Origin of the sequence: Psychroserpens sp. S379A (assembly GCF_049800755.1) — a bacterium.
Taxonomy (GTDB): Bacteria; Bacteroidota; Bacteroidia; order Flavobacteriales; family Flavobacteriaceae; genus Psychroserpens.
This window is the reverse complement of the sequence record NZ_JBNAFQ010000001.1, coordinates 741,028-767,392: the sequence shown is the minus strand read 5'-3', so window position 1 is coordinate 767,392 and position 26,365 is coordinate 741,028. Positions and strand designations below refer to the sequence as shown.

The window sequence follows — 26,365 nt, the reverse complement described above, 5'->3', positions numbered from 1 at the left end:
AATTCAAATATGATGCCAAAAGAAAAACTCGATATAAACCATTAGCTTATATCGAGTTTTTATAAATGTTTTTATTATGAGTAATTACTTCTTTTTCTTCGGATTAAATACTGGTAATAATTGTGTTTTTACTTGTCCGAAACCAATACGAACATCATCATTTTCGCAATAGCCTCTCATCACAACTGTATCATAATCATTAATGAATTTACGTTCGGTTCCATCTTTCATTTTTATAGGTTTTGTGCCTTTCCAAGTTAACTCTAACATCGAACCATAAGAATCTGGTGTTGGCCCAGAAATGGTGCCACTTCCCATCATGTCACCTGAGTTTACAGGACAACCATTAACTGTATGGTGTGCTAATTGTTGAGCCATATTCCAATACATGTATTTAAAATTCGATTTAGAAACCAGTGTTTCTTTTCCGTCTTTTGGAATAATACCAGCTTCAAGATGAATATCAAAGCTCTTTTTTCCTTTTGTTTGTAAATATTCTAATGGCTTTGGATTTTGTTTCGGACTTTCAACTCTAAAGGGTTCTAAGGCATCTAAAGTCACAATCCAAGGCGACATTGATGACGCAAAGTTTTTTCCTAAAAATGGACCTAAAGGTACATATTCCCATTTTTGAATATCTCGAGCTGACCAATCATTAAAAACTACTAAACCAAAGATGTATTCTTCAGCTTCTTCTACAGGAATTGATTCTCCTAAATCATTAGCATCAGTAGTTATAAAAGCCATTTCTAATTCAAAATCTACTAATTTACTTGGACCAAAAACTGGTGCATCAGCACCTTCAGGCATGGTTTGTCCTTGAGGTCTGTGAATTGGAATGTGCGTGGTAATTATTGATGAACTTCGACCATGATAACCAACAGGTAAGTGTAACCAATTTGGCATCAATGCATTGTCTTTACCACGAAACATCGTGCCTACATTTGTAGCATGTTCCTTACTTGCATAAAAATCGGTATAATCACCAACTAAAACAGGCATTTGCATTTCGATTTCATCTAACCTAAAGCAAACAATCTCTTTGTGCTTAGTATTATCTCTAAGCGTTGCATTATTGCTGTCAAAAATCTCAGCAATTCGATTTCTTACAGCTCTCCATGTTTTTCTTCCGTCTGCAATAAAATCGTTTAGTGAATCCTGAAGAAAGATATCATCTGTTAAAGGAATACCTTCAAAGTAGCCTAATTGGTGTAATGCTCCAAGGTCGATAGCAGTATCTCCAATTCGAGTCCCAATGGTAATAATATCTTCTCTTGTAAGAAAAACTCCAAAAGGGATATTTTGAATTGGAAAGTCGGAATACTTATTTACATATAGCCAAGAAGTTCTATTAGGATTATTTGCAGATAAAGACATAATATATATGGTGTTTTTTTGTTTTTGTTTTCTATTCAAACGTACATATTTTTTTTTGTTTTTTTTGCATAAAATCTTAAAAAATAGGTTAAAAAATAATGTTGATAACCTGCTTATAAAACTTTGCGTTAAACTCACTTTTTTAAAACCTTTTCATAAGATGATTTCTTATTTTTGATAAATTTTAATTCTAATAATATTTATGCAACGCGATTTACAAATCTTTGAGCTCATTGAAGCAGAAAAAGAACGACAAATAAATGGTTTGGAGCTTATTGCTTCAGAGAATTTTGTTAGCGACCAAGTGATGGAAGCAGCAGGATCTGTATTAACCAACAAGTATGCCGAAGGTTATCCAGGTAAGCGCTATTATGGAGGTTGTGAAATTGTTGATGAGGTTGAGCAAATTGCTATAGATAGAGTAAAAACCTTATTTGGTGCTACTTGGGCAAATGTACAACCACATTCTGGTAGTCAAGCTAATACTGCAGTTTTTGCAGCATGTTTAAAACCAGGAGATAAGATTTTAGGTTTCGATTTATCTCATGGTGGACATCTAACTCATGGTTCTCCAGTTAATTTTTCTGGGAAACTTTACAATCCAGTTTTTTATGGCGTAGAAGAGGAGACAGGTGTTTTAAATTACGATAAGATTCAAGAGATTGCAACTCGTGAAAAACCTCAGTTGATTATTGCTGGAGCTTCAGCATATTCTCGTGATATTGATTTTAAGCGTTTTCGTGAGATTGCTGATAGTGTAAATGCTTTATTGTTAGCAGATATTTCGCATCCTTCTGGTTTGATTGCCAAAGGCATTTTAAACGATCCATTACCACATTGTCATATTGTTACAACTACAACTCATAAGACCTTACGTGGGCCTCGTGGTGGATTGATTATGATGGGACAAGATTTTGAAAATCCGTTTGGATTAAAATTGAAAAATGGAAATCTAAAAAAGATGTCTACACTTTTAGATTCTGCAGTGTTTCCTGGAAATCAAGGTGGACCATTAGAACATATTATTGCTGCTAAAGCAATTGCTTTTGGTGAAGCCTTGTCTGATGAATTTATGCATTACATGCTTCAGGTTAAGAAAAATGCTGCTGCCATGGCTGAAGCTTTTGTGAGTAGAGGTTACCATATTATTTCTGGAGGAACCGATAATCACATGATGTTAATCGATTTGCGAAATAAAGATATTACAGGTAAAGCTGCTGAAGAAGCCCTTGGAAAAGCTGATATTACAGTAAATAAAAATATGGTGCCTTTTGACGATAAAAGTCCGTTTGTGACTTCAGGTATTCGTGTAGGAACTGCAGCAATAACCACTAGAGGTTTAAAAGAAGCAGATATGGAAACTATTGTAGGTTTTATAGACGATGTAATTAATAATCATGATAATGACACTCAACTTGAAACTATTGCAGAAGCTGTAAATGCGATGATGAGTGATAAGCCTTTGTTTTCTAAATAGTAGAGAATTACAGTCAGTATAAAAAAAAAGCCTTTGAATTTAACTCAGAGGCTTTTTTTATGTGTTGTAATTAGTTGTTAGATTTTTAATCTTCTTCTGAAGGGACAAACTGATAAGCACCTAAATCAAATGTAGAGAGTCTATCAATCCCTAAAATATCATCAGGAACAGGTAACATTGAATTACCTAGACCTATGGCACCAGAATTTTCGTTGAGTCTTAAATCATTTTCAAAAGGTGATTTGAAGTCTGGATCTTCGTTTAAAGTAATGCGTTCAAAATGAATACCATCATCAAAATCAAACGGATTTTGATTAGACTGAAAACGGATTAAACAATCTGTAAATTTATAGTCTAAGTCAGCATCAGAATCTCCAGCAATATCAATTTCAGCATTATCATTTCCGTAGATAATACAATTATTAAAATTGGTTGCTTCTAAGTTGTTTATCACAATTGAATTATCTGCATTGATCAAAAAATTATTCAGTAATACTGAAGGGAATTGTCTAAAACTAGAATTCCAATAATTTGCAATCGTGCAATGTGTAAAATTGTATTTTCCACCTAAAGTTCCAGCAAAAGAAGACTGGCCAGAGTTGTTGATGACAAGGTTTTCAGCTCTAATAGAAGTAGCTCTTGCTAAAATTCCGAAGTTACTAGAATTATAGATTTTTGAATTGGTAATGGTTAATTTATCTGTTACTGCATCTTGATCACCTTCAACGAGTACACCAACAGTACTATTTTTAATGGTGGCATAATTAATTTCATTATCGACACTACCATTAAATAAATAAATGGTTGACCATTGTCCAGGAATGTCTTCATAAAGTGGCTCTAAACGATCGCCTTCAAAAATGACTTCATTTTCTAATAACTCTTGGTCGTCACTTAATTGTCCGTTTACTTTTAAAGAAGCATTATTGGTAACTAATAACCCAGAATTAGCATGAAAATGTACTCGAGCTCCAGCTTCAATAGTGAGTACGTCGCCTTCATCTACAGCAGCATAACCATAAATTACATATGGCTTTTCGTTAGTAAATGTAAGCTCGTCATCTTCAAGAAAACGACCTTGTAATGTGGTTTCGTCTGGAGTACCATCGCCATCAACATCAAAGCTTAAAGTTTCAATAACGTGAGTGTCTTCATCTCTACCAGGAAAAATGAAAACAGCATCTTGAATAAGCGTAACCAATTCTACCTTTTGAAGGTTGCTACCAGAATCAAACTCAATAGCATCAGTGTCTAAAAACTGTAGATCAGCTAGTGGATTTCCTTCAGTATTATAAGTAGTTTCTATAAATATAAACAGGCTGTCATTTGCAAGTAACTCAACATCTTCAAATACTTTTCCAGGCATTCCATCAACATTAAGTCTGTAATTAGAATTTTCGCCTTGTGCTAAACGTACACTAGGAATTGAAATGTCGTCATCACTTCGGTTATACACTTTTAAGTTATAAGTGCTTGAGCCAATATCTGCAAAAACAGTATCTAAATAAATGGTGTCTTTAGAAAATGCTAAATCTCCTGTACTTGGTGAAAAGTCAAAGTCTTTACGACAAGAACTCCAAAAGATTAGGATTGAAATGGTAAGTAAAAAGTATAATATTCTTTTCATAACTATTTTAATATCTACTGCGCAAACATGTGAAATATAAACGCGTAATATGTGGCTAAAAATAAAACTTTTGAAGTCAATTTATGGTATAAAAACTAAAATTTAGTGTAAATCGTATAATTTAATTGTCTTTTTTTGACTCAGCAATGATGTCTTGAAATTCTTGGCTACAAATGACCAATTCTTCAAGTAAGTGCATGCGTTTGTTTTTGTCTAACAATTTTGAATCGATTTCTTGTGCATCACAATAATCAAAAAACAATGGTTGATATTTCTTTGGGATGTTTAGATCGAAGGTGAGTAATACATTATTAAAAAAGGAATCGTTTTTGAAAAGTGTATCAAATTCTTTGTAGGTAATAGGAATGATTGGTTCTTTTTCAGTTTTTTTCTTTTTAAAAAGACGACCAATCATTTTAGCAATATAGACAAAGTCGATACCTCCTTTAGGTTGAACTCCATATTTATAAGGATGTCGTTTAATATCTTCTTTAATTTGATTGGTTATTTGGGTTTCCATTTTGATGGAATCAAACTTTTTTTCACGCTCATCTCTTAAAAGCACAGCATCGAGTTCGTTTATAGTTTTTTTTACTTCGATGATTACTATATGACTAAAGTCTTTTTCTGATATTTCTTTAAGTGTTTTAGTATGAAATAATGAACTTACATACAAGGTATCTTTTACTTTTGCTTGAATTTTAAAATCACCTTCATCATTGGTGTATGTCATAATATTTTGCGAAATATTGACAATTAAAGCACCTTTTACAGTTGTTTCTGCATCATAGACTTTACCATTAATAGTTTGAGCAACTATGCTAACTGGTAATAACAGAAGAATAAGAAGACTTGCTTTTTTCAAGAAATAGGTTTGTTAGTGATTCAAATTAATAAAAATTGAACCATAACTAAATGGAAATTATGATACTTTAACAGTCATTTCCTTTTCAAAAGTTTGGTGTATAAATTGAATAGTAACTATTAATATTACTAGCTATTCTTTTGTTTTTCTAAAAATATTGGTAATACGATATAAGAATTTACCAACATTTGTACGCTCAATATTTCCGTTTCTTATTTGTTCACGGTGTAGTTTTCTCTGATTCTTTCTTTTTTTTGCTTCACATTTATTATAATAATTTACCGAAGGATATCCAATTACTACGACCTTTAAGCATTCATTTATATCTTCTTCTAGGCTTATTGATATAGTATTTTGGTTAGAAATAATAATTTCTTTTTCATTCATTCCAAGAAAAGAAAAGACTAAGACATCTCCTGTTTTTACTTTAATACTAAAATTACCATCAAAGTCTGATTGTACACCTTTTGAGGTTCCTTTAATTATAATATTTACTCCAGGAAGTGGTAATCTATCTAAAGCAGATGTGACGTTTCCATAAATTAGCTTTTCTTTATCGGTTTTAGTAATGCTTCCGAAATTTAGATTTCCTTGAAGAGCCTTATCTATTTTAGTTAAAACAGGTGTCTCTTGAGCTTTAATATCTTGATTTCCGATGCTTAAAAAAGTAAATAGAGTAGAAGCAATAAAGGATAAGTAGTTGTTTTTCTTTTTTCTGTTTAAGACAAGTTCTCTATTGAGTTGAGAAACTTTAAACCGACCACAGACTTTTCCGTCAGATATAAATGTTTTTACAATACTTTCGTCTGTTTTATTTGTGAAATCGTAAACTGTTTTTTTGCAAGATGCACAATGACGCCCTTTTTCTTTAGGAGTCATTTTTGTCCAATCTTCGTGACAAGGTTTTGGAATGTCTATTTGAATTGATGTTCTCATGGTTCAAAGAACCTAAAGAATATATAGTTTTAAAATAAAGAATGAGTAAACTGGAGATTTGAGTGAGTAAAACTACTTTTCAAATATTTCAACTTCAAATAGTTTATCCCAACGTTTGCCAGTAACAAAAATAGTTTTGGTTTCAGGATTATAAGCAATACCATTAAGTACATCTAAACCTTGATGCTGAGTAACTAATTTGCGAAGTGGCGAAAAATCGATAACACCTTCAACAGCTCCATTTTTTGGATTGATAATAGCAACACCATTTTTTTGATAACGATTAGCAAAAATTTTACCATTAATCCATTCCATTTCATTAATGCCAATTATTTTTCCTTTATTGGTGTAAACTTGAAGCTTAGAATCTTCGGCTAAAGTTTTAGGATGTAACAACCAAATGTTTTCGGTGCCATCAGATTTATAAAGTGTGATTCCATCATTACAAATTCCCCAGCCTTCTTTACTTTGTCCGTATTTAAAGCTACTAGTTTTTTCAAAAGACTCTACATTGTAAACAAACCCAGTGTTTTCTTGCCATGTAAGCTGATAAATATTATCGTTTAAAATGGTTAGGCCTTCACCAAAATATTGATTGGCTAAATTCACATTTTTAAGCACATTCCCTGTTTTATAATCTACTTTTCTCAATTTAGACTCTCCATACTGACCTGTGCTTTCGTACAATTCATCATTATAAAATTCTAAACCTTGAGTATACGAAGTGATGTCGTGAGGATACTCATTAACGATTTTGTAACTATATATCTTTGGACGCTCATTATTAAGAATTGTAATTTTAGTTGAGATGTTTGTTTTTTGCTCTCCATAACTTATTGTAGCAGTAATGGTTTGTTGACCTAAACGTTGATTGTTTAAAACGATAGATTCATCAATAGATGTGTCATTTAAAACATAATCTACCGAAGAAATCTCAATGTTATCAGGATTGTTAATAGAGAGTGTAAGTGTTTCTCCTAATTTAATCACATGATCCTTAACATTAGTTTGTATAGAGAGGTTGTTTATTTTGTTTTCAGAATTACCACAGTTTAGCAATAACAAAGATAAACTTATGAGAATGAAAGATTTAAATGCAGACATTTTTTATCAAATTTTGATGCAAGTTATTTAATAAAATTCGGTTAAAAAAATCGTTGGAAAAGTATTAAAAGATTGTATCTTTGCAGTCGGCAAGTCCTACACAACCAGCTCCTGCTTAATCCTCCAGGTCGGGAACGAAGCAAAGGTACGCGGTCGTAGCGGTGTGATGTAGGTAGCTTGCCTTTTTTTGTGCGCTAAATTCAAGTCTTGATACTTATAATTTGCTAAGATTTTTTGCTTTTAATAGCATTTAACTTTCAACTTCTTTACTTTTATCTTTTAAACTTATATTTATGTCTAAAGTTGTATTAATTACTGGAGGTTCTTCAGGTATTGGGAAATCTACAGGCGAGTTTTTACTCTCTAAAGGATATGTCGTTTATGGCACGAGTAGGAATCCAGAACGTTATGCTTCATCAAAGTTTAAATTAATTGCTTTAGATGTTGCAGATGTTAATTCAATTAAAAAAGCCGTTCAAGCAGTAATTGAGACTTCAGGACGAATCGATATTCTCATTAATAATGCTGGAGCAGGAATTACTGGTCCGATTGAAGAAATTCCTGATGCAGAAATCAAACGTAACTTCGAAACCAATTTTTTTGGTCCAATTAATGTGATTAAATCTGTGTTACCTCAAATGCGTCAACAAAACTCAGGTTTAATCATTAACATCACTTCGATAGCTGGATACATGGGCTTGCCTTATCGAGGAATTTATAGTGCAAGTAAAGGTGCTTTAGGATTAATAACTGAAGCGTTTAGAATGGAAATTAAGGATTTCAATATTCAAATGACCAACTTGGCTCCAGGCGATATTGCTACAAATATTGCTGCAGGTCGTTATCATGTATCAGTAACTGAAAATTCGCCTTATAAATCCCAATATGGATCAGTATTAAAATCAATTGATGAAGATGTTGATAACGGAAACGATCCTACTTTAGTTGCAAATGCTATTTATAAGATTATAAATACTTCGCATCCAAAAATACATTACAAAGTGGGAGCTTTTATGCAAAAGTTTTCAGTGATTTTAAAACGAATCCTTCCAGGTAAGGTCTACGAAAAATTATTACTCAATCACCATAAACTATAAGTCATGGTATGTTTTTTGATGATAAGTGAGAAACTCAATCATCATGAAAAAACAATTACTTCTTCTTTTATGTTGCTCTTTTTTCACATTATATAGCTGTGAAGATCTATTTGAATGTGTTATAAATAAACGACCAGAGATTCATGATAAAACATTTAGAGATGGTGTTGTTGGCATTTATTATTATGAAGAAGTTACTACAGAAATTAAAAATGAACCTCGTGATGATGATTATGGATATTTCTATGACATTTATGGAGATTTGCCTGAAGGCATTCAAATGTTCGCGAATTATAGAACAGTATCTTTTGAAGGAACTCCAGAGATATCAGGAACTTTTAGGTTTACGTTATTACTGTATGTCGATCCGCCTTTAAATTATGATGATGACACTGGCGAATATGAAAGTGTCATGTGTTCAGATTCAACTTCAAAAGAATTTACAATTACTATTAACGAGTTGTAATTGCATATAACTTTGTTGATATGTTTTAAAAAAAAGATGGTATTAAAACAAGGTTTAAGTTGTAATTTCGTGACAACATTTAATCACAACGACGTTTCTTCAATTCTGAAATTAATTCAATCAAAAATGAAGAAATAATAACACAATTTTATATGAAATTTTTTATCGATACAGCAAATCTTGATCAAATAAAAGAAGCTCAAGATATGGGTATTTTAGATGGTGTTACCACAAATCCATCATTAATGGCAAAAGAAGGAATAACTGGTCATGATAATATTATGAAACATTATGTAAACATTTGCAATATTGTAGATGGTGATGTTTCTGCCGAAGTTATTTCAACAGATTTTGAAGGTATGGTTAGAGAAGGAGAAGCATTAGCAGAACTTCACGACCAAATAGTTATCAAGTTGCCAATGATTAAAGATGGTGTAAAAGCTTGTAAATATTTTAGTGATAAGGGTATTAAAACAAATGTGACTTTGGTGTTTTCACCAGGTCAGGCTTTGTTGGCAGCCAAAGCTGGAGCAACGTATGTATCTCCTTTTATTGGTCGTTTAGATGATATCTCTACAGACGGATTAAATCTTATTGCAGAAATACGAATGATTTATGATAACTATGGATTTGATACCGAAATTCTTGCAGCTTCTGTTCGTCATACAATGCATGTTATAGATTGTGCTAAGCTTGGTGCAGATGTCATGACTGGTCCTTTAAGTTCAATAGTTGGATTGTTAAAGCATCCTTTAACAGATATAGGTTTAGAAAAGTTTTTAGCAGATTATAATAAAGGCAACTAAACTTACTAGGTAGCAAACGATATAAAAAGAAACACTTTTGAATATGTTCAAGAGTGTTTTTTTATTTTGTATTTGATGATGAATTGGGTGAAGACACCTTTTTTAAGCATTTAATCATTTCTTCGCTATAAAGACCAACATTAGAATTGACAATCTTCATTTGCTCATCAATGACAAAGATTTTATGAGAGAACGTAATAACATATTTTTCTATGGCTTTAGAAGGGTTAGAAAACATGTATTCATTTTTAGGTGTATATTTTAAAGATCTAACTGTTTTTTTCCAATAGTGTAAATCATTATCATTAAAATTAATGGCAATAAAATTCACTTCAGGAAATTTTGCCTTCAATTCTTTAATTTTAAAATGACTATTTCTAGAATGCATTTTAAAATTAGTCGACCAACAATAAATTACAGTTGGTGCATCTATAATCGAGCTTAACTTTAAAGTGTTTCCATTATAGTTTATAATACTAGCATCAGGAAGTATATTGCCAGGTGTTAATTTATTTGCAGATTTTACAAGGTCTTTTAAATAAGCTTTATCTTTAGAATCTGTACTTTTTTCAAAGTAATAATTAATTATTTGATTGGTGGCATCACGATTATCTGTATTTAATACAAAATCTTTTGTGACATGTTTTAATAAGTAATTTTTAATTTTTTCGCTAGTAATAGAACTATCAATGAGCCTTAGTTTTTCAGTATTGTAGTTTAAAGCCATTCTGTTAAAAACACCATGATTACCATTTTTGTAATATTGTTTTAAAGCCATATTATTAAAATGCCAAAACAAAAATCTATTATAAACATAAAGTTCGCTTAATTGCTCATCGTTAAGATTTATAGCTTTTCGATACTCATAAAATTCTTCAGGTAAATCTTTAATATGAATTAATTTATGGTTTCCGTAATATCCAAATGGATACATTTCATGATAAGCATAATGATTGTAATCGATACTAGATTTTACAATACTTTTGAATAGGTCAGAAGTTGGTTTATTTGATGAAAACTGATCTAAATGTTCTAGTTTTCGTTTTCTGAGTTTATTCATATGTTTCATGAATACTTCTGGCTCCAAATGGCTAGTCTGCATAAACTCCTTATTTTCAATCTCATCACTTAAAAAGGATTTTATAAGGTAGTTGTTCTTTTTAGATCCAATTCCTGTATACACTAAAGATTCGTCAAAATCGTTGGTATTTAATCTAAAAAGTAAACTGTCATTTGGTTCTAATAAAATAGTTTGGTATTCTCCACCATGAGTAAATGAATATAAACCAGGTACAAGGTTTTCAACTTTATATAAAAATCTATTATTCTTATTTAGGTAAATTGTGTCTTTGTTACCAAGCGTATTATTTATGGTAACGTAGTTGTTGTTAGGATTTATAATTTCTCCACCAAAATATGCATAATCACCTTTAGATGAGCTAGAATTTTTACAGCTCATAAAAAGCAAAGTAGTAAGTAAGGTGTAGAAATATAATTTCATAGATGTTGTAGGTCGTTCAATAAACATAACAAAAATAGAGCTTGTCATTATTAAGTCTTGTTAATTCGTTGTTAAATCTTATGTATGCTATGTTTTTAGGTAATTTATATTTAAAAATAAATTAGTCTTAGTTGTTTCTTACAATGGATTGGTTTTTCTACTTTTGCAAAAAATTAAAATACTAGATATGTTATCAGTTTCTAACCTTTCAGTTCAATTTGGAAAGCGCGTTCTATTTGACGAAGTTAACACAACTTTTAATAATGGAAATTGTTACGGAATTATTGGAGCCAATGGAGCAGGAAAATCCACATTTTTAAAGATCCTTGCAGGAAAACAAGAGCCTACTTCTGGACATGTTCATTTAGAACCAGGTAAGCGTATGTCGGTTTTAGAGCAAAATCATAATTTATATGATGAGCATACAGTTCTTGAAACTGTTATCATGGGAAACAAGCCTCTTTTTAAACTCAAATCTGAAATTGATGCACTATATGCAGACTATACAGATGAAAATGCCGAAAAAATTGGAGAGCTTCAAGTACAATTTGAAGAAATGAATGGTTGGAATGCCGATAGTGATGCAGCTGCAATGTTATCTAATCTTGGTATTAAAGAAGAGTTTCATTATACCTTAATGAAAGATCTAGATGGTAAACAAAAAGTACGTGTGCTTTTAGCGCAAGCACTTTTTGGAAATCCTGATGTGTTAATCATGGATGAGCCTACCAATGACTTGGATTATGAAACCATTTCTTGGCTAGAAAATTTTCTGGCAAATTACGATAACTGTGTAATTGTTGTATCTCACGACAGACACTTTTTAGATGCTGTATGTACTCATATTTCTGATATCGACTTCGGAAAAATTAATCACTACTCTGGTAATTATACATTTTGGTATGAGTCTTCTCAGCTTGCTGCAAGACAGCATGCTCAGCAAAATAAAAAGGCTGAAGAAAAGAAAAAGGAGCTCGAAGAGTTTATTAGACGTTTTTCTGCAAATGTTGCTAAATCTAAGCAAGCAACAAGTAGAAAGAAAATGATTGAGAAGCTTAATGTGGCTGAAATTAAACGTTCTAGTCGTCGTTATCCTGCTATAATTTTTGAACGTGATCGTGAAGCTGGAGATCAAATTTTAAATATTGAAGGGTTAGCCGCTTCAATTGATGGAGATGTGTTGTTTAAAAATATCGACATTAATTTGAATAAAGGTGACAAAGTAGTTGTTTATTCTAAAGATTCTAGAGCAACTACAGCCTTTTACCAAATTATCAACGGAAAAGAAACTGCTGAAGCTGGAAAATATGCTTGGGGAATTACAACGTCTCAATCGTATTTACCACTTGATAATAGTGAGTATTTTGATAATAATTTAACTTTGGTAGATTGGCTACGTCAATGGGCAACTACAGAAGAAGAACGTGAAGAAGTTTACATACGAGGGTTTTTAGGTAAGATGATTTTTAGTGGAGAAGAAGCGCTTAAAACATCAAATGTATTGTCTGGAGGAGAAAAAGTACGTTGTATGTTAAGCCGAATGATGATGGTTAGAGCTAATGTACTAATGTTAGATGAACCAACAAACCACTTAGATTTAGAGAGTATTACTGCCTTTAATAATTCGCTCAAAAATTTTAAAGGTACTGTGTTGTTTACAACTCACGACCATCAATTTGCTCAAACAGTAGCTAATAGAGTTATTGAGTTAACTCCAGGTGGAATAATTGATCGTTACACAACTTTTGATGAGTATATGAACGATAAAAAAATTAAAGAACTTCGCGAAAAGATGTATTCGGTTACAGCTTAAAAGAAGAGAATATTATAAAACAAAAAAGTTGGTATCATATAATACCAACTTTTTTTGTTTAAAAATGAATCAAATACTTAAGATTCATTTGAAGAACTTATTTCTTCATTTACGGCATCTACAATAGCAGTAGCTTTAGAAAGCTCTTCATTGCTAACGTATAATTCTTGAAACCCTTGAATAGAAGCTCCAAAACCAGCTAAACGACCAGATTCTGATTCGTCTTTAATTATCGGACTAATGCCAGCGCTTTCCAATCGGTCTTTTATCATTTGAACGACTATAAAATTACCAGAAAAGACTTTATTATAATTTGTATCTGTCATAATTTACGATTTAAAATTCTTATAGTAATTTACAAAAAATATACCATTTATCCGATTAATTAATTCATAAAAAAACCACTTCAATTGAAGTGGTTTTTTTATCTATTGAAGATTCTAAAAATTAGTGAGATGCTAAATATTCAGCAGTAGCTTCGTGATTAGCTTTCATACCTTCTTTTCCTTTGCTCCAGTTTGCAGGACAAACTTCTCCATTTTCTTCAAAAAATTGTAAAGCATCAACCATACGTATTGCTTCGTCAACGTTTCTTCCTAATGGTAAGTCATTTACAATTTGATGTCTCACAACACCTTCCTTATCAATTAAGAATAATCCTCTGTAAGCAATTAACTCACCTTCAGATTGTAACATATCATCTTCGTCGTAATATGTTTCTCCAGCTAATACATCATAATTTGCAGAAATAGTTTTGTTTGTGTCTGCAACTAAAGGATATGTAACACCTTTAATACCACCATGACCTTTATCAACTTGTAACCAACCAAAATGAGATTGCTCAGTATCGGTTGAAACACCAACGATAGCTACACCTCTAGATTCAAACTCAGCTAATTTATCTTGAAATGCATGTAATTCAGTCGGACAAACAAAAGTGAAATCTTTTGGGTAGAAGAAAAGAATAACATACTTGTTACCTTTGTACTGATTTAATGAAAAATCTTCAACAAATTCTCTACCATTTACAACTGCTTGTGCACTAAATTCAGGAGCTTTTTTACCTACTAATACCATGTTTTTATATTTAAAAAGATTAATTTTCTATGCAAATATAGTACAATAGATTGCTTGTTTGAACGAATACAAATTTGAATTTTTTATTTGCCGATAGGTATTAACTATTTAGTAGTTAGTTGCTTTATTTTTATTCTGAATGCAGCAAATAATAATGTGGTAAACGGACTTAGCCAATTAAAAATAGCGTATAAAAAATACTCACCAACACCAACGCCTAAAACACCAGATTGGTAGGCTCCACAGGTGTTCCAAGGAATTAATACAGACGTTACAGTTCCTGAATCTTCTAGTGTTCGACTTAAATTTTCTGGCGCTAAACCTTTGTCTTCATACGCCTTCTTAAACATTTTTCCAGGAATTACCAATGCTAAATATTGATCTGAAGCAATTGCATTTAATCCTAAACAACTTATAACTGTACTAGCAAATAATCCAAATACAGTAGCGGCTACCGATAATAAGGCTTGAGTAATTCTTGATAAGGCTCCAATGGCATCCATAATACCACCAAATACCATTGCACAAAGTATTAAGTAGATGGTCCAAAGCATGCCATTCATTCCTCCAGCAGAAAATAAGTCGTTAAGTTTTTCATTATCAGTTGTAATGGATGTATCGGTAATTATGGAATTGAAAATGGCTTCAAATTTTGAATCTGCTAAACTAATAAGGATTTCAGGTTGAAAAATGACTGCAAATATTCCTGCAAGAACAACACCACAACCTAAAGCAATAAGTGGTTTTGTTTTTAATAAAATTAAAGCGATTACTGCTAATGGTACCAAAAATAACCAAGGAGAAATGTTAAAAGTAGTATCAGTAGAGTTTAATAAACCGCTAATATCTGTCTCGCCAGAAGTGTCAATGGAAAAACTAATTACACTAAAAGCAATTAAAGTAATTATGATAGTTGGTACAGTAGTTAGCGTCATATATCTAATATGTGTAAACAAATCTGTTCCAGCCATAGCAGGAGCTAAGTTTGTAGTATCACTTAAAGGTGACATTTTATCTCCAAAATAAGCGCCAGATATTACAGCACCTGCAATCATTCCTGGATGAATGCCTAAAGCTGTACCAATACCAACTAATGCAATGCCAACGGTTGCAGAGGTTGTCCATGAACTGCCAGTTGCAATTGAAATAAGTGCAGCTATAACGACCGAAGCTGGTAGAAATATTTCAGGGCTCAACACTTGCAATCCATAATAAACCATTGCAGGAATCACACCACTTACCAACCACGTGCCTGCGAGTGCTCCAACTAAAAATAAAATCATGATAGGAACGAATACACTTTTTAAGTTTTCCCATACTTCTTTAACCATAACCATTAATGGGACTTTATTCATAAAACCTCCAATCATGGCTACAAAACCTCCCATTAATAGAATAAGTTGATTGGTGTAGGCTCCTAACCATTCTTGATCTTCAACAAAAAAGATGTTATAAGCTAATAAGCCCATTAAAATTACTACAGGAACAAGTGCTTCAAAAATATTAAGCTCTTTATTTTTTACAATATTTTGTTTGTCTGCTTTAAAATTTGAAATATTATCGTCGTCTTGCATTTAATCTTGATTTTTGTTTTGTAATGTTACGATTTTGTAAAGCGAATTGCAAATTCATTAAGTTCCGTATTTTTGTCAGTCATTTATAAACTGCGATGGATTCATTAACTCAAATTGTATTAGGAGCTGCTTGTGGAGAAGCTGTTTTAGGAAAAAAAATCGGTAACAAAGCTTTGCTTTTTGGTGCAATTGGAGGAACAATACCAGATTTAGATGTTTTTATAGGAAGCCTTTTGTATGGAAATGAGATTGATGCCATGCTTTTTCATAGAGGATTTATGCATTCTATTTTCTTTGCTTTTATTGCTGCTTTTGCTCTAGGATGGTTGGTACATCGACTCTATAATTATGGTAGACGAAAAGATACTACAGTTCAAAAAGATTGGGTATTATTATTCTTTTGGTCTTTGTTTACACATCCAATCTTAGATTGTTTTACACCTTATGGAACGCAACTATTTGCACCAATAAGTAGTTATCGCGTGGCTTTTAATAATATTGCTGTGGCAGATTTAGGATATACTGTTCCTTTTTTGTTGTGTATGATTGTAGTGATGTTTTTTAAAAGGCAAAACACAAAGCGTAAATTTTGGTTGCAACTTGGTATTGGCTTAAGTTCTGTGTATATGATGTTTACCTTAGTGAACAAGATTTATATTGATGCTGTTTTTAAGTCATCACTATCTGAAAATCAGATTTTGCATACTAGATTTAGCACACAACCTTCTATTTTAAATAATATTTTATGGTATGGTATTGCAGAAACTGAAAGTGACTATCAAGTGGCTTTTTATTCATTGCTTGATAGGAGTAATCGTTTTTCAGAATGGAAAACTATTCCTAAAAAGCGATTGAAAGATTCAAAATATAATGACGATATTTCATGCCTAGCTTGGTTTAGCAATGATTATTATAATGTAGAGAAAACTACTGAAACGGAATACATTTATTATGATCTAAGATATCCTATGGTGAATACCAAAGCAGGCTATAAACCCGTTTTTAATCTGAAGCTATACGAAAAAAATGAGCGTTTAGATATGAAGCCTTTTGAACCTGAAATGGAAGATTTTGAGTTTACTATGATGTCGCTTTGGACAAGGATAAAAGGCATATAAAAAGCCTTTTAAATTATCTTCAAAAGGCTTTTTGTAACAAAATAAATATAGTTTAGCTTAAAATAGCTGTTTCTTTCTTGTTTAGTATGTTCAATGTTTCCATACATTCACGCATCATGTTGTAGGTACGCTCAATATCTGCATCCAATCCTATAGAAAAACGAATCAAACCATCACTCAATCCCATTTCGGCTTGTTCTTCTTCAGGAATTTCAGAAGAGGTTGAGCTTCCAGGTGCCGAAAATAGGGTTTTATAAAATCCAAGGCTAACAGCAAGGTAACCTAAGTTTTTTTCTTGCATCATTTCCATAAGCGCATTGGCTTTATCTAAGCTTCCAACATCAATGGTTAGCATACCTCCAAAACCATATTTTTCATTCATCATCGATTTAAACAATTCATGAGAAGGATGAGATGCTAAACCTGGATACACAGTTTTGAGTCCGTCTTGCTCAAATCTTTCAGCTAAATATGTAGCATTATGGCTGTGTTGTTGCATACGAATATGAAGTGTTCTTAAATTCTTTAAAACTGAAGCCGAACGTAAACTATCCATAGTTGAACCTAATAACATAGAAGCACCATCATTCACATTTCTTAAATCGTCAATAAATTCCTGAGTACCACAAATCACACCACCAACTGTATCACTAGAACCATTGATGAACTTAGTCAAACTGTGGATGACCACATCTGCTCCTAATTTTACAGGCGAAATAGACAGTGGAGAAAACGTATTGTCAACAACCAATTTTAGATTATGACGTTTAGCAATTTCGGCCAAGCCTTTAATGTCTGCAACTTCCAATAAAGGGTTGCTTACAGATTCGCAGTACAATACTTTTGTGTTTTTAGTAATTGCAGCTTCAACAACGTCTAATTTGGTTATGTCTACAAATGAGGTTTCAATATTGAATCTAGGTGTAAAGTTTTTTAGAAACGCATATGTACCTCCATAAATGGTTCTGCTTGACACAATATGATCACCTGCACCACAAAGTTGCATAATAACAGGAGTAATCGCTCCCATTCCTGAAGCTGATACATTTGCAGTTTCGGTACCTTCCATAGCAGCTAAAGCTTCACCTAAATATAGGTTAGAAGGTGAAGAGTGACGTGAATACAGATAGCATCCATCTGCATTACCTTCAAAGGTGTCAAACATGGTTTTTGCCGAAAGAAATGTATAGGTTGATGAGTCGGAAACCGATGGGTTAACTCCTCCAAATTCTCCAAAATATTGTAGGTCTTGTATGTTATTTGCTGGTTTAAAGCCCATTACTTAAGTTTTTTTAGTTTTATTCACTTCAAAAGTCGTAATGTTTAGATTATAAATCAATCACTTTGTGATATTTTAGAAAATAAAACTATATTATATGCTTTTTATGGTTATTTTTATTATATTTTTTGTGAGATATTATGTTTAATAGAAAAAAAATCAAGAGATGATTCAATTAGATGATGTAGATAAGCACTTGTTGCGGTTAATTCAAAACGATAGTAAACAAACTAATAAGGAGTTGTCTAATAAACTAGGGCTTTCAGTAACAGCGGTATATGAGCGCATTAAGAAGTTGGAACGTGAAGGTGTAATTTCTAATTATGTAGCTTTGATTGATAAAAAAAGTGTCGATAAAGCTTTTGTGACATTTTGTAGTATTAAGCTAGTTCAACACAGTAAAGACTACGTCGTTAAGTTTGAAAAAGAAGTAGCAAAGCTCGAAGAAGTTTTAGAGTGTTATCATATTAGTGGTGATTATGATTATTTGCTTAAAGTTATTGTAGCAGATATGGACGAATTTCGAGAGTTTATGGTGAAAAAATTGACTAAAATAAGTCATATTGGAAGCACACATAGTGCATTTATGATCAATCAAGTGAAACACACTACTGCTATTCAATTATAAATTATTTATATGTATGCTATGCAAACCACAATTTATAAGCTCACAGAATTTTTTATCATTTTTATATTAGTACCTGTAAGTTTTGCAGTTCAATATCCTGTGGTTATTAAAATGATTATTGGAATTGTTGGATTTATCTATGTGCTTTTTGTACTTCTTAGAGTTGAAAAAAACCAATTTAAAATGTCACCTAATCTTAATTGGAAGGCATTCTTTAAACGAATAATGCTTCAGTTTTTTGGGATTGTTATACTAACAATAGCGTATATGTGGTTTGTAGATAAATCAAACCTATTCGTAGTAATTAAGAATAAACCGTTACTTTGGATGGTTATCTTGTTTATTTACAGTGTTTTTTCAGTATATCCTCAAGAATTAATTTATCGAACATTTTTCTTTCAACGGTATCAACATATATTCAAAAATGAAAAATTTTTTATTTTACTAAATGCGAGTTTGTTTTCATTAGCTCATATCTTTTTTAGAAACGGCCTGGTAATGGTTTTAACTTTTATTGGTGGAATTTTATTTGCACTAACATTTAAAAAAACAAAATCAACATTTTTAGTATCTATCGAACACGCTATCTATGGTTGTTGGTTGTTTACTGTTGGAATGGGAGAAATGCTAGGGTTTCCTAGTTAAAAAAAACGTGTACTTTTATAATGCTCTAAATACAGCTGAACAATACTATGAAATACCATCGAATTAAAGATTTTTATAAATCTATATTTGAATCTTACGAAAAACCACTGCTTAAAGAACATATTAAAAAGATGATAGAACTTGATAAGTTTTTACCATACAGTTCTACGTTCTTTTGTATCACAAACACTCAAAATTTAACGTTTGAATATATTAGTAAGAATTTTAATGCGTGTTTAGGACTTGATTCTAATGAAATGAGTAGTAAAGGTATGCGTTATTTCTGGTCAAGAATTCATCCTGAAGACATTGAAGGTTGGCTTTCTGCATTAAACCAACTTATGGAGTTTACTCTAGGGAATATTCCAGTTGCAGATCGAGATAGAGCAAATTATACGTGGAATTTTAGATTCAAAAATAAAGACGGTATTTATGTTAATATTATTCAGAATACCACACCTTTAGCATTCGATTCAGAAGGGAAACCAATTATTGGATTAGCACATTATACTGTATTAGATTCAAGTATTAAAATGAAAATAACAGCATCTGCTAAATTGCTAAATGCTCAAAATGAATACGAAACTATTTATTACAACAATTTTTCTCAAAAATTGCTTAGTGATGGTATTAGCAACAGAGAGCGTGATGTTATAAGGCTACTTTTGTTAGATCATTCTAGTAAAACTATTTCAGAAAAATTGAATATAAGTCCGCATACTGTTGATACGCACAGAAGAAATATTCTCAAAAAACTTAATGTCTCTTCTACAGGAGAACTTGTTGGAATGCTTAAAATGAATCAACATTTTATATGATTAATAACAAATACTCAAATTGAGTATTGCTTGATTAAAAGAAAAAACAGAATTTTGAACTGTTATTAATTCAAGAGGGAAAAAATACGCTCATTCGGATTAGGTTTTTATGAAAATCTAAAAATGAATGGGCTTTTTTTGTGCTTGTGTAAACACTTAAAAATACTAGTAAATCATTAATCAAAATTGTATTTTTGTATTTGAATTAAAAACCGATAAAAAAATACTTTATGAAATCATACGATGTAGCAATAATAGGTTCTGGTCCTGGTGGATATGTAGCAGCAATTCGTTGTGCGCAACTAGGCATGAAAACAGCAATAATCGAAAAATATTCAACACTTGGAGGTACTTGTTTAAATGTTGGTTGTATTCCTAGTAAGGCTTTATTGTCCTCTTCTCATCATTATGAAGAAGCAACAAAACATTTTGAAGATCATGGCATTGAAATTCCTAGCGATATCAAAGTGAATCTTGAAAAAATGATTGCTCGCAAACAAGCCGTTGTCGATCAAACTACAGGAGGAATTGATTTCTTAATGAAGAAAAATAAAATTGACGTTTATGAAGGTTTAGGAAGCTTTAAAGATGCAACCCATATCAAGATAGAAGGTAAAGATGCAGGCGAAATTGAAGCAAAAAATACCATTATTGCTACAGGTTCTAAACCATCAAGTTTACCTTTTATTACTATTGATAAAGAACGTATTATTACATCTACTGAAGCTTTAAAACTCAAAGAAATTCCAAAGCATTTAATGATTATTGGTGGTGGAGTTATTGGTTTAGAACTCGGACAAGTATACAGACGTCTTGGTGCAGAAGTAACTGTGATTGAGTATATGGATCGCATTTTACCAACGATGGATGCTGGTTTATCTAAAGAATTAAATAAAGTCTTTAAGAAAGCCAAATGTAAAATGATGGTGTCGCACAAAGTGCAATCTGTTGAGCGTAATGGTGATGAGGTGATTGTAAAAGCTGAAAACAAAAAAGGAGAGCTTGTTGAATTTAAAGGAGATTATTGCTTGGTGTCTGTTGGACGTCGTCCTTATACTGATGGTTTAAATGCTGAAGCTGCAGGAGTAAAATTAAATGATAGAGGTCAAGTAGAAGTTAATGAACACTTGCAAACCAATGTGTCTAATATTTACGCGATTGGTGATGTGATAAAAGGAGCAATGTTAGCTCATAAAGCTGAAGAAGAAGGTGTTTTTGTTGCGGAAACTTTAGCAGGACAAAAACCACATATTGACTATAATTTAATTCCTGGTGTGGTTTATACTTGGCCAGAAGTTGCAGCAGTTGGTAAAACGGAAGAAGCATTAAAAGAAACAGGAACCGAATATAAAGTTGGTCAATTTCCATTTAGAGCTTTAGGAAGAGCGAGAGCTAGTGGTGATATTGACGGATTTGTAAAAATATTAGCCGATAAAAATACAGATGAAGTTTTAGGTGTTCATATGATTGGAGCACGTTGTGCCGATTTAATTGCTGAAGCTGTTGTAGCTATGGAATATAGAGCATCTGCTGAAGATATTTCTCGTATGTCGCATGCGCATCCAACGTTTGCTGAAGCGATTAAAGAAGCTGCTTTAGCAGCAACAGACGATAGAGCACTACATGTTTAATCTGAACTTGTTTTCAGATTCTAGTAATAAATAGATTGTCATTCCGAGAAAATCGAGGAATCTTATAATAAAAAGCGAATCTAGTCACTGAGCTTAGTCGAAGTGTGGTTCGCTTTTTTATTTTAGATTATAGTTCTTTAATTAAATCGATGATTCGAAGTCGTTTGCTGTAATCGTTTTCATTAATATCTCTTACAAAACAATAAGCACTTATGTCGTCATTTTTAACCTTTTTTGAAAGGGCTTCAACTGTAAAAGGTCCAAATTCTTTTGATTTTTCAATATAATAGAATTCGTGTTCGTAAATTAGGTTAGATACTTTTTGCTTGTATTTTTCCTTTAAATAATCTTGAATGTCTTCTACGCTATTCAAGTCTTCTAGATGGTTAGTTGTGTTGATGAATAAAGCGAAATCGTCTTTGTCTTGATGATTCAAAACTAAAATATCATCATCTTTAAAAAATGCTTTTACAGTAATGATACCATCTTCGGTTTCAATAGTGAAAATATTATTAAAACTTAGTGTCCATGAGGTTTTAATTACCGATGCTTTTCTTGAAATTTCCAAGATGTTTTCATCTTTAAAAGTATATACCGATTTTTTCTTAGAAATCCCATTTACTAAAACCCATTCCTTATTAATAAATAGAGTGTCGTGATGACGATCATAATTAAATGGTTTGAGATTTGGTAAAAGTTTGTGTAGGTATTCAGACATTAATTAGGCTTTGTTCAAAAATACTAATAATAGTCCAACGCAATAAAAGAAGCTTTATTGAATAACGTTAAAATTTTTGCAAAAATTGTAAGACTTCGTTTTTATAACTTCTACTAATTGTTAACGATTTTTCATTAATGGTAATTTGTTCATATGTAAACGAATCGATACAATTTAAAGCAATAATATAAGAGCGATGAATTCTTAAAAATTGAGATTTTGGTAACTTAGCTTCAATTGCTGTTATGGTTTCTCTGGTTACAATGGTTTGCTCTGTGGTATGAATTTTTAGATAGTCACTATAACTTTCAATGTAGATGATAGATTCAAAATCTACCTTAATCATTTTTCGATTGGATCTTACAAAAATGAAATTTGAATTGTCATTGGTATAGTCTTGATTGTGATTGTATTTTGTGTGTACTTCAAAATAAGTATTGATAGCTTTTTGCAGACGTTCAAACGAAATGGGTTTTAATAAATAATCAACTGCTTTTAGTTCAAAACCTTCTACAGCATAATCTCTGTAAGCAGTTGTAAAAATAACTTTAATATCACTATTGATAGATTTTGCAAAGGCAATACCCGAAATTTGAGGCATGTTGATATCAAGAAATACCAAATCGATTGTTGTATTGCTTATCACATTAAAAGCTTCAGTAGCATTACTACAGCTATCTACTATATTAATGTTATTAATTTTAGATAAATGTGTTGCAATGATGTCTCTGGCAATGGCTTCATCATCAACGATCAAGCACGAAATGGGTTTGTTAGCTGTCATGTTGCAAAGTGTTTAAAATTAGAATGACTTTAAAAATGCCTAATTGATTTGAAATGTGCAATTCGTAGGTGTTAGGATAAAGTAGTTCTAATCGTTTTTTTATGTTTTCTAAACCAATACCAGAATTTGAGTTTTGAGGTTTTGTAGCAGTATTTTCAACTTGAAATGTGATGGCTTTTGAGTTTGCTTCTAACGTGATATTGATATCTAGAATTCCATGTGTAAGGTTACCATGTTTAAAACTGTTTTCAACAAAAGGAAGTAATAGCATTGGAGCAATGGTTAAGTTTTCATTTTGAATGTTTATGTTAAGATCAATATTTAAAGTGTTGTTAAATCGCATTTTCTCTAAGTCGATATAATCTTTTATGTGCTCAATTTCTTCAGTAATCAAAACTGAAGGTTTTTTAGCTTGATATAATAAGTAATCTAAAAGGTTTGATAATTTCAATATCATATCTGGTGTTTGGTTGGCTTTTTTAAGAGCAAAACCATACATAGTGTTTAAAGTATTAAATAAAAAATGCGGATGAATTTGCATCTTTAAATAATTCAATTCTTGTTCTTTAAGTTTGAGTTGCGTTTCTAAGATTTTAGTTTCTAGAGTTTTTGCTCTTGAAGTTTGTTTTAAATTAAGTTTCAGGAGTTTAAAAGCACTAACAATAATAACAACCAGATAAACTGCAGTCATTATAATTAAAACACTTTTTGTAAGCGGATTCATTTCAGCATATTGAAAATTTGAGATGTAAATCAGGCTGAAGAAAATAGAAACAAACAATAGGTATAACGAAACAATAAAGGTATATGTGCTATATAAAACAAACCTCCAATAACGTTTGGTGATTAGGTAATCTGGAATAAGTTTGTGAGTGGCAACGTAAGTGGTTGCAATAGTTATTGGCATTAGAAACAAGGCAAAATGAAAAGTGTCTTCGCGATTACTGGTATTGGTTTCAAAAAAATAGGAGTAAAATAACAAAACACCAATCCAGAATATACAATGAAGTAAAACTTGAGCAATCTTTCTAAATATGAGTTGTTGAGAAATCATAGTTGTTGTGCAATATTAGTATTTTTTCTTCTGAAGCAAATGCATTAGAGATGAATAACCAATTTAGTAAGGTTTTTGACAGTTATGTAGAATCCAAAAGAAAACAGGTTGTTGGTCGCATTAAAATAGTTTTACATGATTTGATATGTATGTTTGGATATGTTTAACTAAATTTAAAACTATGATAACATTAACACAAATGCTAAACTCAATGGTTTCGCTTGCTATTTTTAATAATATTTTTGTTGAAGGTGGTCCGCTTTTTATGACACTTATTTTATTGTGCTTACTCATGTCAGTAGGATTTTTGATACTTGGATTTATTCAATCTAGGAAATCTTCTGAAAAGGCACATAAAATGTTAAAACTTACCATAGACTCAAGTTTATTAGGTTTGGTGTTGGGTTTTTTAGGCTCTGTTTTAGGGTTAATTACTGCGTTTGATTCGGTTGAAGCAATGGGTAATCCTGATCCATCTATCTTTGCTGGTGGATTAAAAGTATCGTTGTTAACAGCTACATTCGGACTTTTTTCTTTTGTTGTCGCCAGAATAGGGATTTTGGTTTTAAGAATGGTATTAGACTCTAACACAAAATAAGTAACTCTACTAGTATGGCAAAAACATATCAATTGGCAGTTTTAATCATTTTAACTTTTTTGACGCTATCAACTTATGCTCAAACTAATCACGAGGCTTTTCAAGCAAATGCAGAGGTTGTTGATAGTGTGTATTCAGAAATATTAAAAGATTACCGAAAGTTTTGGGTGAAATTACCAGAGAATTACAACCCGAAAAATGACACAAAGTATCCTGTGGTCTATATGTTAGATGGATTTTCTTTAAAATCAAATTTAGATGTCGTTTATAATAATTATTGGGGACATTATATGCCTCATATGATTTTAGTAGGTATCTCTAATAGAAAAAACCGAACACATGATTTGACCACATCAAAAATCGAAACCAAAAGAGGAAGTGTTTTTAATGCTCAATCTGGAGGAGCAGAACAGTTTACGCAATTTATTGAAGACGAATTAATGCCAAAAATTGATAAAGATTATCAAACATCAAGTTATAAAACATTAATAGGACATTCGTATGCTGGTTTATTTACTATAAATGTATTGATAAACCATACTCATCTTTTTAATAATTATATCTCGATTGACCCAAGTTTAGATTGGGATAACCAAAAACTATTGAAAGAAGCTAAAGTTTTGTTGAAAACCAAAACCTTTAAAAATAAATCTCTTTTTGTGGCTATGGCAGCAGAACAATTGCACATGTATGATGAAACAGTTACTATAGATAACCTTAAAGAGAACACTTCAGAATTTACATTGTTTTCGCGTTCAATTGTAGAGTTTTCTGAATGTGCCTTAGCTAATAAACAAAACGGACTCCAATTTAGTTGGAAAGTATATCCTGAAGATTTACATGGCACTGTTCCATTGCCAGCTATTCGAGACGGATTAGTTGAATTATTTAAATGGTATCAATTTAAAAATCCTCAAATGTATAACAATCCTGAAACTTCCATTGAAACTTTAAACGCACTATTAAAATCACAAGAGGTCATCTATAAAAATCATTTTGGATATATTGTGCCACCAATGGCAGAAGAGCTTTTTATAGGTTATGGGCATATGTATTTTCAAACCGAACAAATAGAAAAAGCCAAATTGTTTATGCATAAAGCTATAGAGTATTATCCTAAGAGTACTATGGCTTACGAAGTGTTAGCAGATTATTTTGAATCTGTTAACGAGATTGACAAAGCCATAAAATATCTTAGTAAGGCTTATAACATAAATAACACCGAACAACTAAAAACACGTATAAAAACTCTACAAGGTGACTAAATAAAGCTATTTTTTATTTATGTGAAGCGAACTTATATAGTTCGCTTTTTTTTGTTTTTCTGATTCAAAAGTTTGAGTGAATTTTGATAAATTTATTTTTTTTAATG

General features: G+C 31.5%; 25 protein-coding genes and 1 other RNA gene. 13 read left to right on the top strand and 13 right to left on the bottom strand.

The features are described 5' to 3' along the window. Positions 1-84: 84 nt before the first annotated feature. Positions 85-1,377, bottom strand: a complete 1,293-nt coding sequence (fahA, locus tag ACP15M_RS03450; protein WP_425075776.1) for a fumarylacetoacetase — start codon at positions 1,375-1,377, stop codon at positions 85-87. 202 nt (positions 1,378-1,579) lie between these two features. On the opposite strand from fahA, the gene glyA reads away from it, so the two are divergent. Beyond that, positions 1,580-2,854: a serine hydroxymethyltransferase gene (glyA, locus tag ACP15M_RS03445; protein WP_425075775.1), complete on the top strand. Its 1,275-nt coding sequence runs from the start codon at positions 1,580-1,582 to the stop codon at positions 2,852-2,854. 85 nt (positions 2,855-2,939) lie between these two features. On the opposite strand, the gene ACP15M_RS03440 is transcribed toward glyA, so the two are convergent. The 4 genes from ACP15M_RS03440 to ACP15M_RS03425 form a co-directional block, all read right to left on the bottom strand. Further along, positions 2,940-4,481: a right-handed parallel beta-helix repeat-containing protein gene (locus ACP15M_RS03440; RefSeq protein WP_425075774.1), complete on the bottom strand. Its 1,542-nt coding sequence runs from the start codon at positions 4,479-4,481 to the stop codon at positions 2,940-2,942. Positions 4,482-4,602: 121 nt separating this feature from the next. Further along, positions 4,603-5,346: a hypothetical protein gene (locus ACP15M_RS03435; RefSeq protein WP_425075773.1), complete on the bottom strand. Its 744-nt coding sequence runs from the start codon at positions 5,344-5,346 to the stop codon at positions 4,603-4,605. 132 nt (positions 5,347-5,478) lie between these two features. Further along, the gene (locus ACP15M_RS03430; RefSeq protein WP_425075772.1) at positions 5,479-6,282 is read right to left on the bottom strand and encodes a carboxypeptidase-like regulatory domain-containing protein; all 804 of its coding nucleotides are present in this window, start codon (positions 6,280-6,282) and stop codon (positions 5,479-5,481) included. A gap of 72 nt (positions 6,283-6,354) precedes the next feature. After that, positions 6,355-7,386 carry a glutaminyl-peptide cyclotransferase gene (locus ACP15M_RS03425; RefSeq protein ID WP_425075771.1) on the bottom strand — a complete coding sequence of 344 codons (1,032 nt, stop codon included), beginning with the start codon at positions 7,384-7,386 and terminating at the stop codon, positions 6,355-6,357. Between the two features lie 87 nt (positions 7,387-7,473). On the opposite strand from ACP15M_RS03425, the gene ffs reads away from it, so the two are divergent. The 4 genes from ffs (at position 7,474) to fsa (ending at position 9,755) form a co-directional block, all read left to right on the top strand. Next, positions 7,474-7,572: signal recognition particle sRNA small type (ffs, locus tag ACP15M_RS03420), an RNA gene on the top strand. A gap of 107 nt (positions 7,573-7,679) precedes the next feature. Continuing rightward, positions 7,680-8,483, top strand: a complete 804-nt coding sequence (locus tag ACP15M_RS03415) for an SDR family oxidoreductase (RefSeq protein WP_425075770.1) — start codon at positions 7,680-7,682, stop codon at positions 8,481-8,483. A 43-nt stretch (positions 8,484-8,526) separates the two neighbouring features. Beyond that, positions 8,527-8,949 (top strand): hypothetical protein, encoded by a 423-nt coding sequence (locus ACP15M_RS03410; protein ID WP_425075769.1) that lies wholly within the window; start codon positions 8,527-8,529, stop codon positions 8,947-8,949. Positions 8,950-9,101: 152 nt separating this feature from the next. Beyond that, entirely contained in the window at positions 9,102-9,755 is a 654-nt protein-coding gene (fsa, locus tag ACP15M_RS03405; protein WP_425075768.1) for a fructose-6-phosphate aldolase, read from the top strand. Between the two features lie 61 nt (positions 9,756-9,816). Here the strand turns inward: fsa and ACP15M_RS03400 are convergent, their stop codons facing one another. Then, the gene (locus tag ACP15M_RS03400; protein WP_425075767.1) at positions 9,817-11,256 is read right to left on the bottom strand and encodes a TlpA family protein disulfide reductase; all 1,440 of its coding nucleotides are present in this window, start codon (positions 11,254-11,256) and stop codon (positions 9,817-9,819) included. Positions 11,257-11,443: 187 nt separating this feature from the next. Here ACP15M_RS03400 and ACP15M_RS03395 point away from each other — a divergent pair, with 187 nt between their 5' ends. Further along, positions 11,444-13,069, top strand: coding sequence for an ABC-F family ATP-binding cassette domain-containing protein (locus ACP15M_RS03395; RefSeq protein WP_425075766.1), 1,626 nt, complete (start codon positions 11,444-11,446; stop codon positions 13,067-13,069). 77 nt (positions 13,070-13,146) lie between these two features. On the opposite strand, the gene ACP15M_RS03390 is transcribed toward ACP15M_RS03395, so the two are convergent. From ACP15M_RS03390 to nhaC, 3 genes are all read right to left on the bottom strand, one after another. Next, complete coding sequence (locus ACP15M_RS03390) at positions 13,147-13,395, bottom strand: putative signal transducing protein (protein WP_425075765.1); 249 nt, start codon at positions 13,393-13,395, stop codon at positions 13,147-13,149. Positions 13,396-13,516: 121 nt separating this feature from the next. Continuing rightward, entirely contained in the window at positions 13,517-14,146 is a 630-nt protein-coding gene (locus ACP15M_RS03385) for a peroxiredoxin (RefSeq protein WP_425075764.1), read from the bottom strand. Positions 14,147-14,250: 104 nt separating this feature from the next. Next, positions 14,251-15,720, bottom strand: a complete 1,470-nt coding sequence (nhaC, locus tag ACP15M_RS03380) for a Na+/H+ antiporter NhaC (protein ID WP_425075763.1) — start codon at positions 15,718-15,720, stop codon at positions 14,251-14,253. Between the two features lie 95 nt (positions 15,721-15,815). Between nhaC and ACP15M_RS03375 the strand changes: the two genes are divergently transcribed. Then, on the top strand, positions 15,816-16,838 hold the full coding sequence (locus ACP15M_RS03375; protein WP_425075762.1) for a metal-dependent hydrolase: 1,023 nt from the start codon (positions 15,816-15,818) through the stop codon (positions 16,836-16,838). A gap of 52 nt (positions 16,839-16,890) precedes the next feature. Here ACP15M_RS03375 and ACP15M_RS03370 read toward each other — a convergent pair whose 3' ends face one another. Then, positions 16,891-18,117 (bottom strand): aminotransferase class I/II-fold pyridoxal phosphate-dependent enzyme, encoded by a 1,227-nt coding sequence (locus tag ACP15M_RS03370; protein WP_425075761.1) that lies wholly within the window; start codon positions 18,115-18,117, stop codon positions 16,891-16,893. 166 nt (positions 18,118-18,283) lie between these two features. Here ACP15M_RS03370 and ACP15M_RS03365 point away from each other — a divergent pair, with 166 nt between their 5' ends. The 4 genes from ACP15M_RS03365 (at position 18,284) to lpdA (ending at position 21,839) form a co-directional block, all read left to right on the top strand. Continuing rightward, positions 18,284-18,745: an Lrp/AsnC family transcriptional regulator gene (locus tag ACP15M_RS03365; protein WP_425075760.1), complete on the top strand. Its 462-nt coding sequence runs from the start codon at positions 18,284-18,286 to the stop codon at positions 18,743-18,745. Positions 18,746-18,763: 18 nt separating this feature from the next. After that, entirely contained in the window at positions 18,764-19,390 is a 627-nt protein-coding gene (locus ACP15M_RS03360) for a CPBP family intramembrane glutamic endopeptidase (protein ID WP_425075759.1), read from the top strand. 47 nt (positions 19,391-19,437) lie between these two features. Then, positions 19,438-20,208, top strand: coding sequence for a LuxR C-terminal-related transcriptional regulator (locus tag ACP15M_RS03355; protein WP_425075758.1), 771 nt, complete (start codon positions 19,438-19,440; stop codon positions 20,206-20,208). Positions 20,209-20,438: 230 nt separating this feature from the next. Further along, positions 20,439-21,839: a dihydrolipoyl dehydrogenase gene (gene lpdA / locus ACP15M_RS03350; RefSeq protein ID WP_425075757.1), complete on the top strand. Its 1,401-nt coding sequence runs from the start codon at positions 20,439-20,441 to the stop codon at positions 21,837-21,839. A 127-nt stretch (positions 21,840-21,966) separates the two neighbouring features. On the opposite strand, the gene ACP15M_RS03345 is transcribed toward lpdA, so the two are convergent. From ACP15M_RS03345 to ACP15M_RS03335, 3 genes are all read right to left on the bottom strand, one after another. After that, positions 21,967-22,557, bottom strand: coding sequence for a hypothetical protein (locus tag ACP15M_RS03345; protein WP_425075756.1), 591 nt, complete (start codon positions 22,555-22,557; stop codon positions 21,967-21,969). Positions 22,558-22,624: 67 nt separating this feature from the next. Continuing rightward, on the bottom strand, positions 22,625-23,341 hold the full coding sequence (locus ACP15M_RS03340) for a LytR/AlgR family response regulator transcription factor (RefSeq protein ID WP_425075755.1): 717 nt from the start codon (positions 23,339-23,341) through the stop codon (positions 22,625-22,627). Further along, positions 23,331-24,395, bottom strand: coding sequence for a sensor histidine kinase (locus ACP15M_RS03335; RefSeq protein ID WP_425075754.1), 1,065 nt, complete (start codon positions 24,393-24,395; stop codon positions 23,331-23,333). The genes ACP15M_RS03340 and ACP15M_RS03335 overlap by 11 nt, the downstream gene beginning before the upstream one ends. Before the next feature lie 181 nt (positions 24,396-24,576). Between ACP15M_RS03335 and ACP15M_RS03330 the strand changes: the two genes are divergently transcribed. Next, positions 24,577-24,993 carry a MotA/TolQ/ExbB proton channel family protein gene (locus ACP15M_RS03330; protein WP_425075753.1) on the top strand — a complete coding sequence of 139 codons (417 nt, stop codon included), beginning with the start codon at positions 24,577-24,579 and terminating at the stop codon, positions 24,991-24,993. Between the two features lie 14 nt (positions 24,994-25,007). Continuing rightward, on the top strand, positions 25,008-26,258 hold the full coding sequence (locus ACP15M_RS03325) for an alpha/beta hydrolase-fold protein (protein WP_425075752.1): 1,251 nt from the start codon (positions 25,008-25,010) through the stop codon (positions 26,256-26,258). The last annotated feature ends 107 nt before the right edge of the window (positions 26,259-26,365 follow it).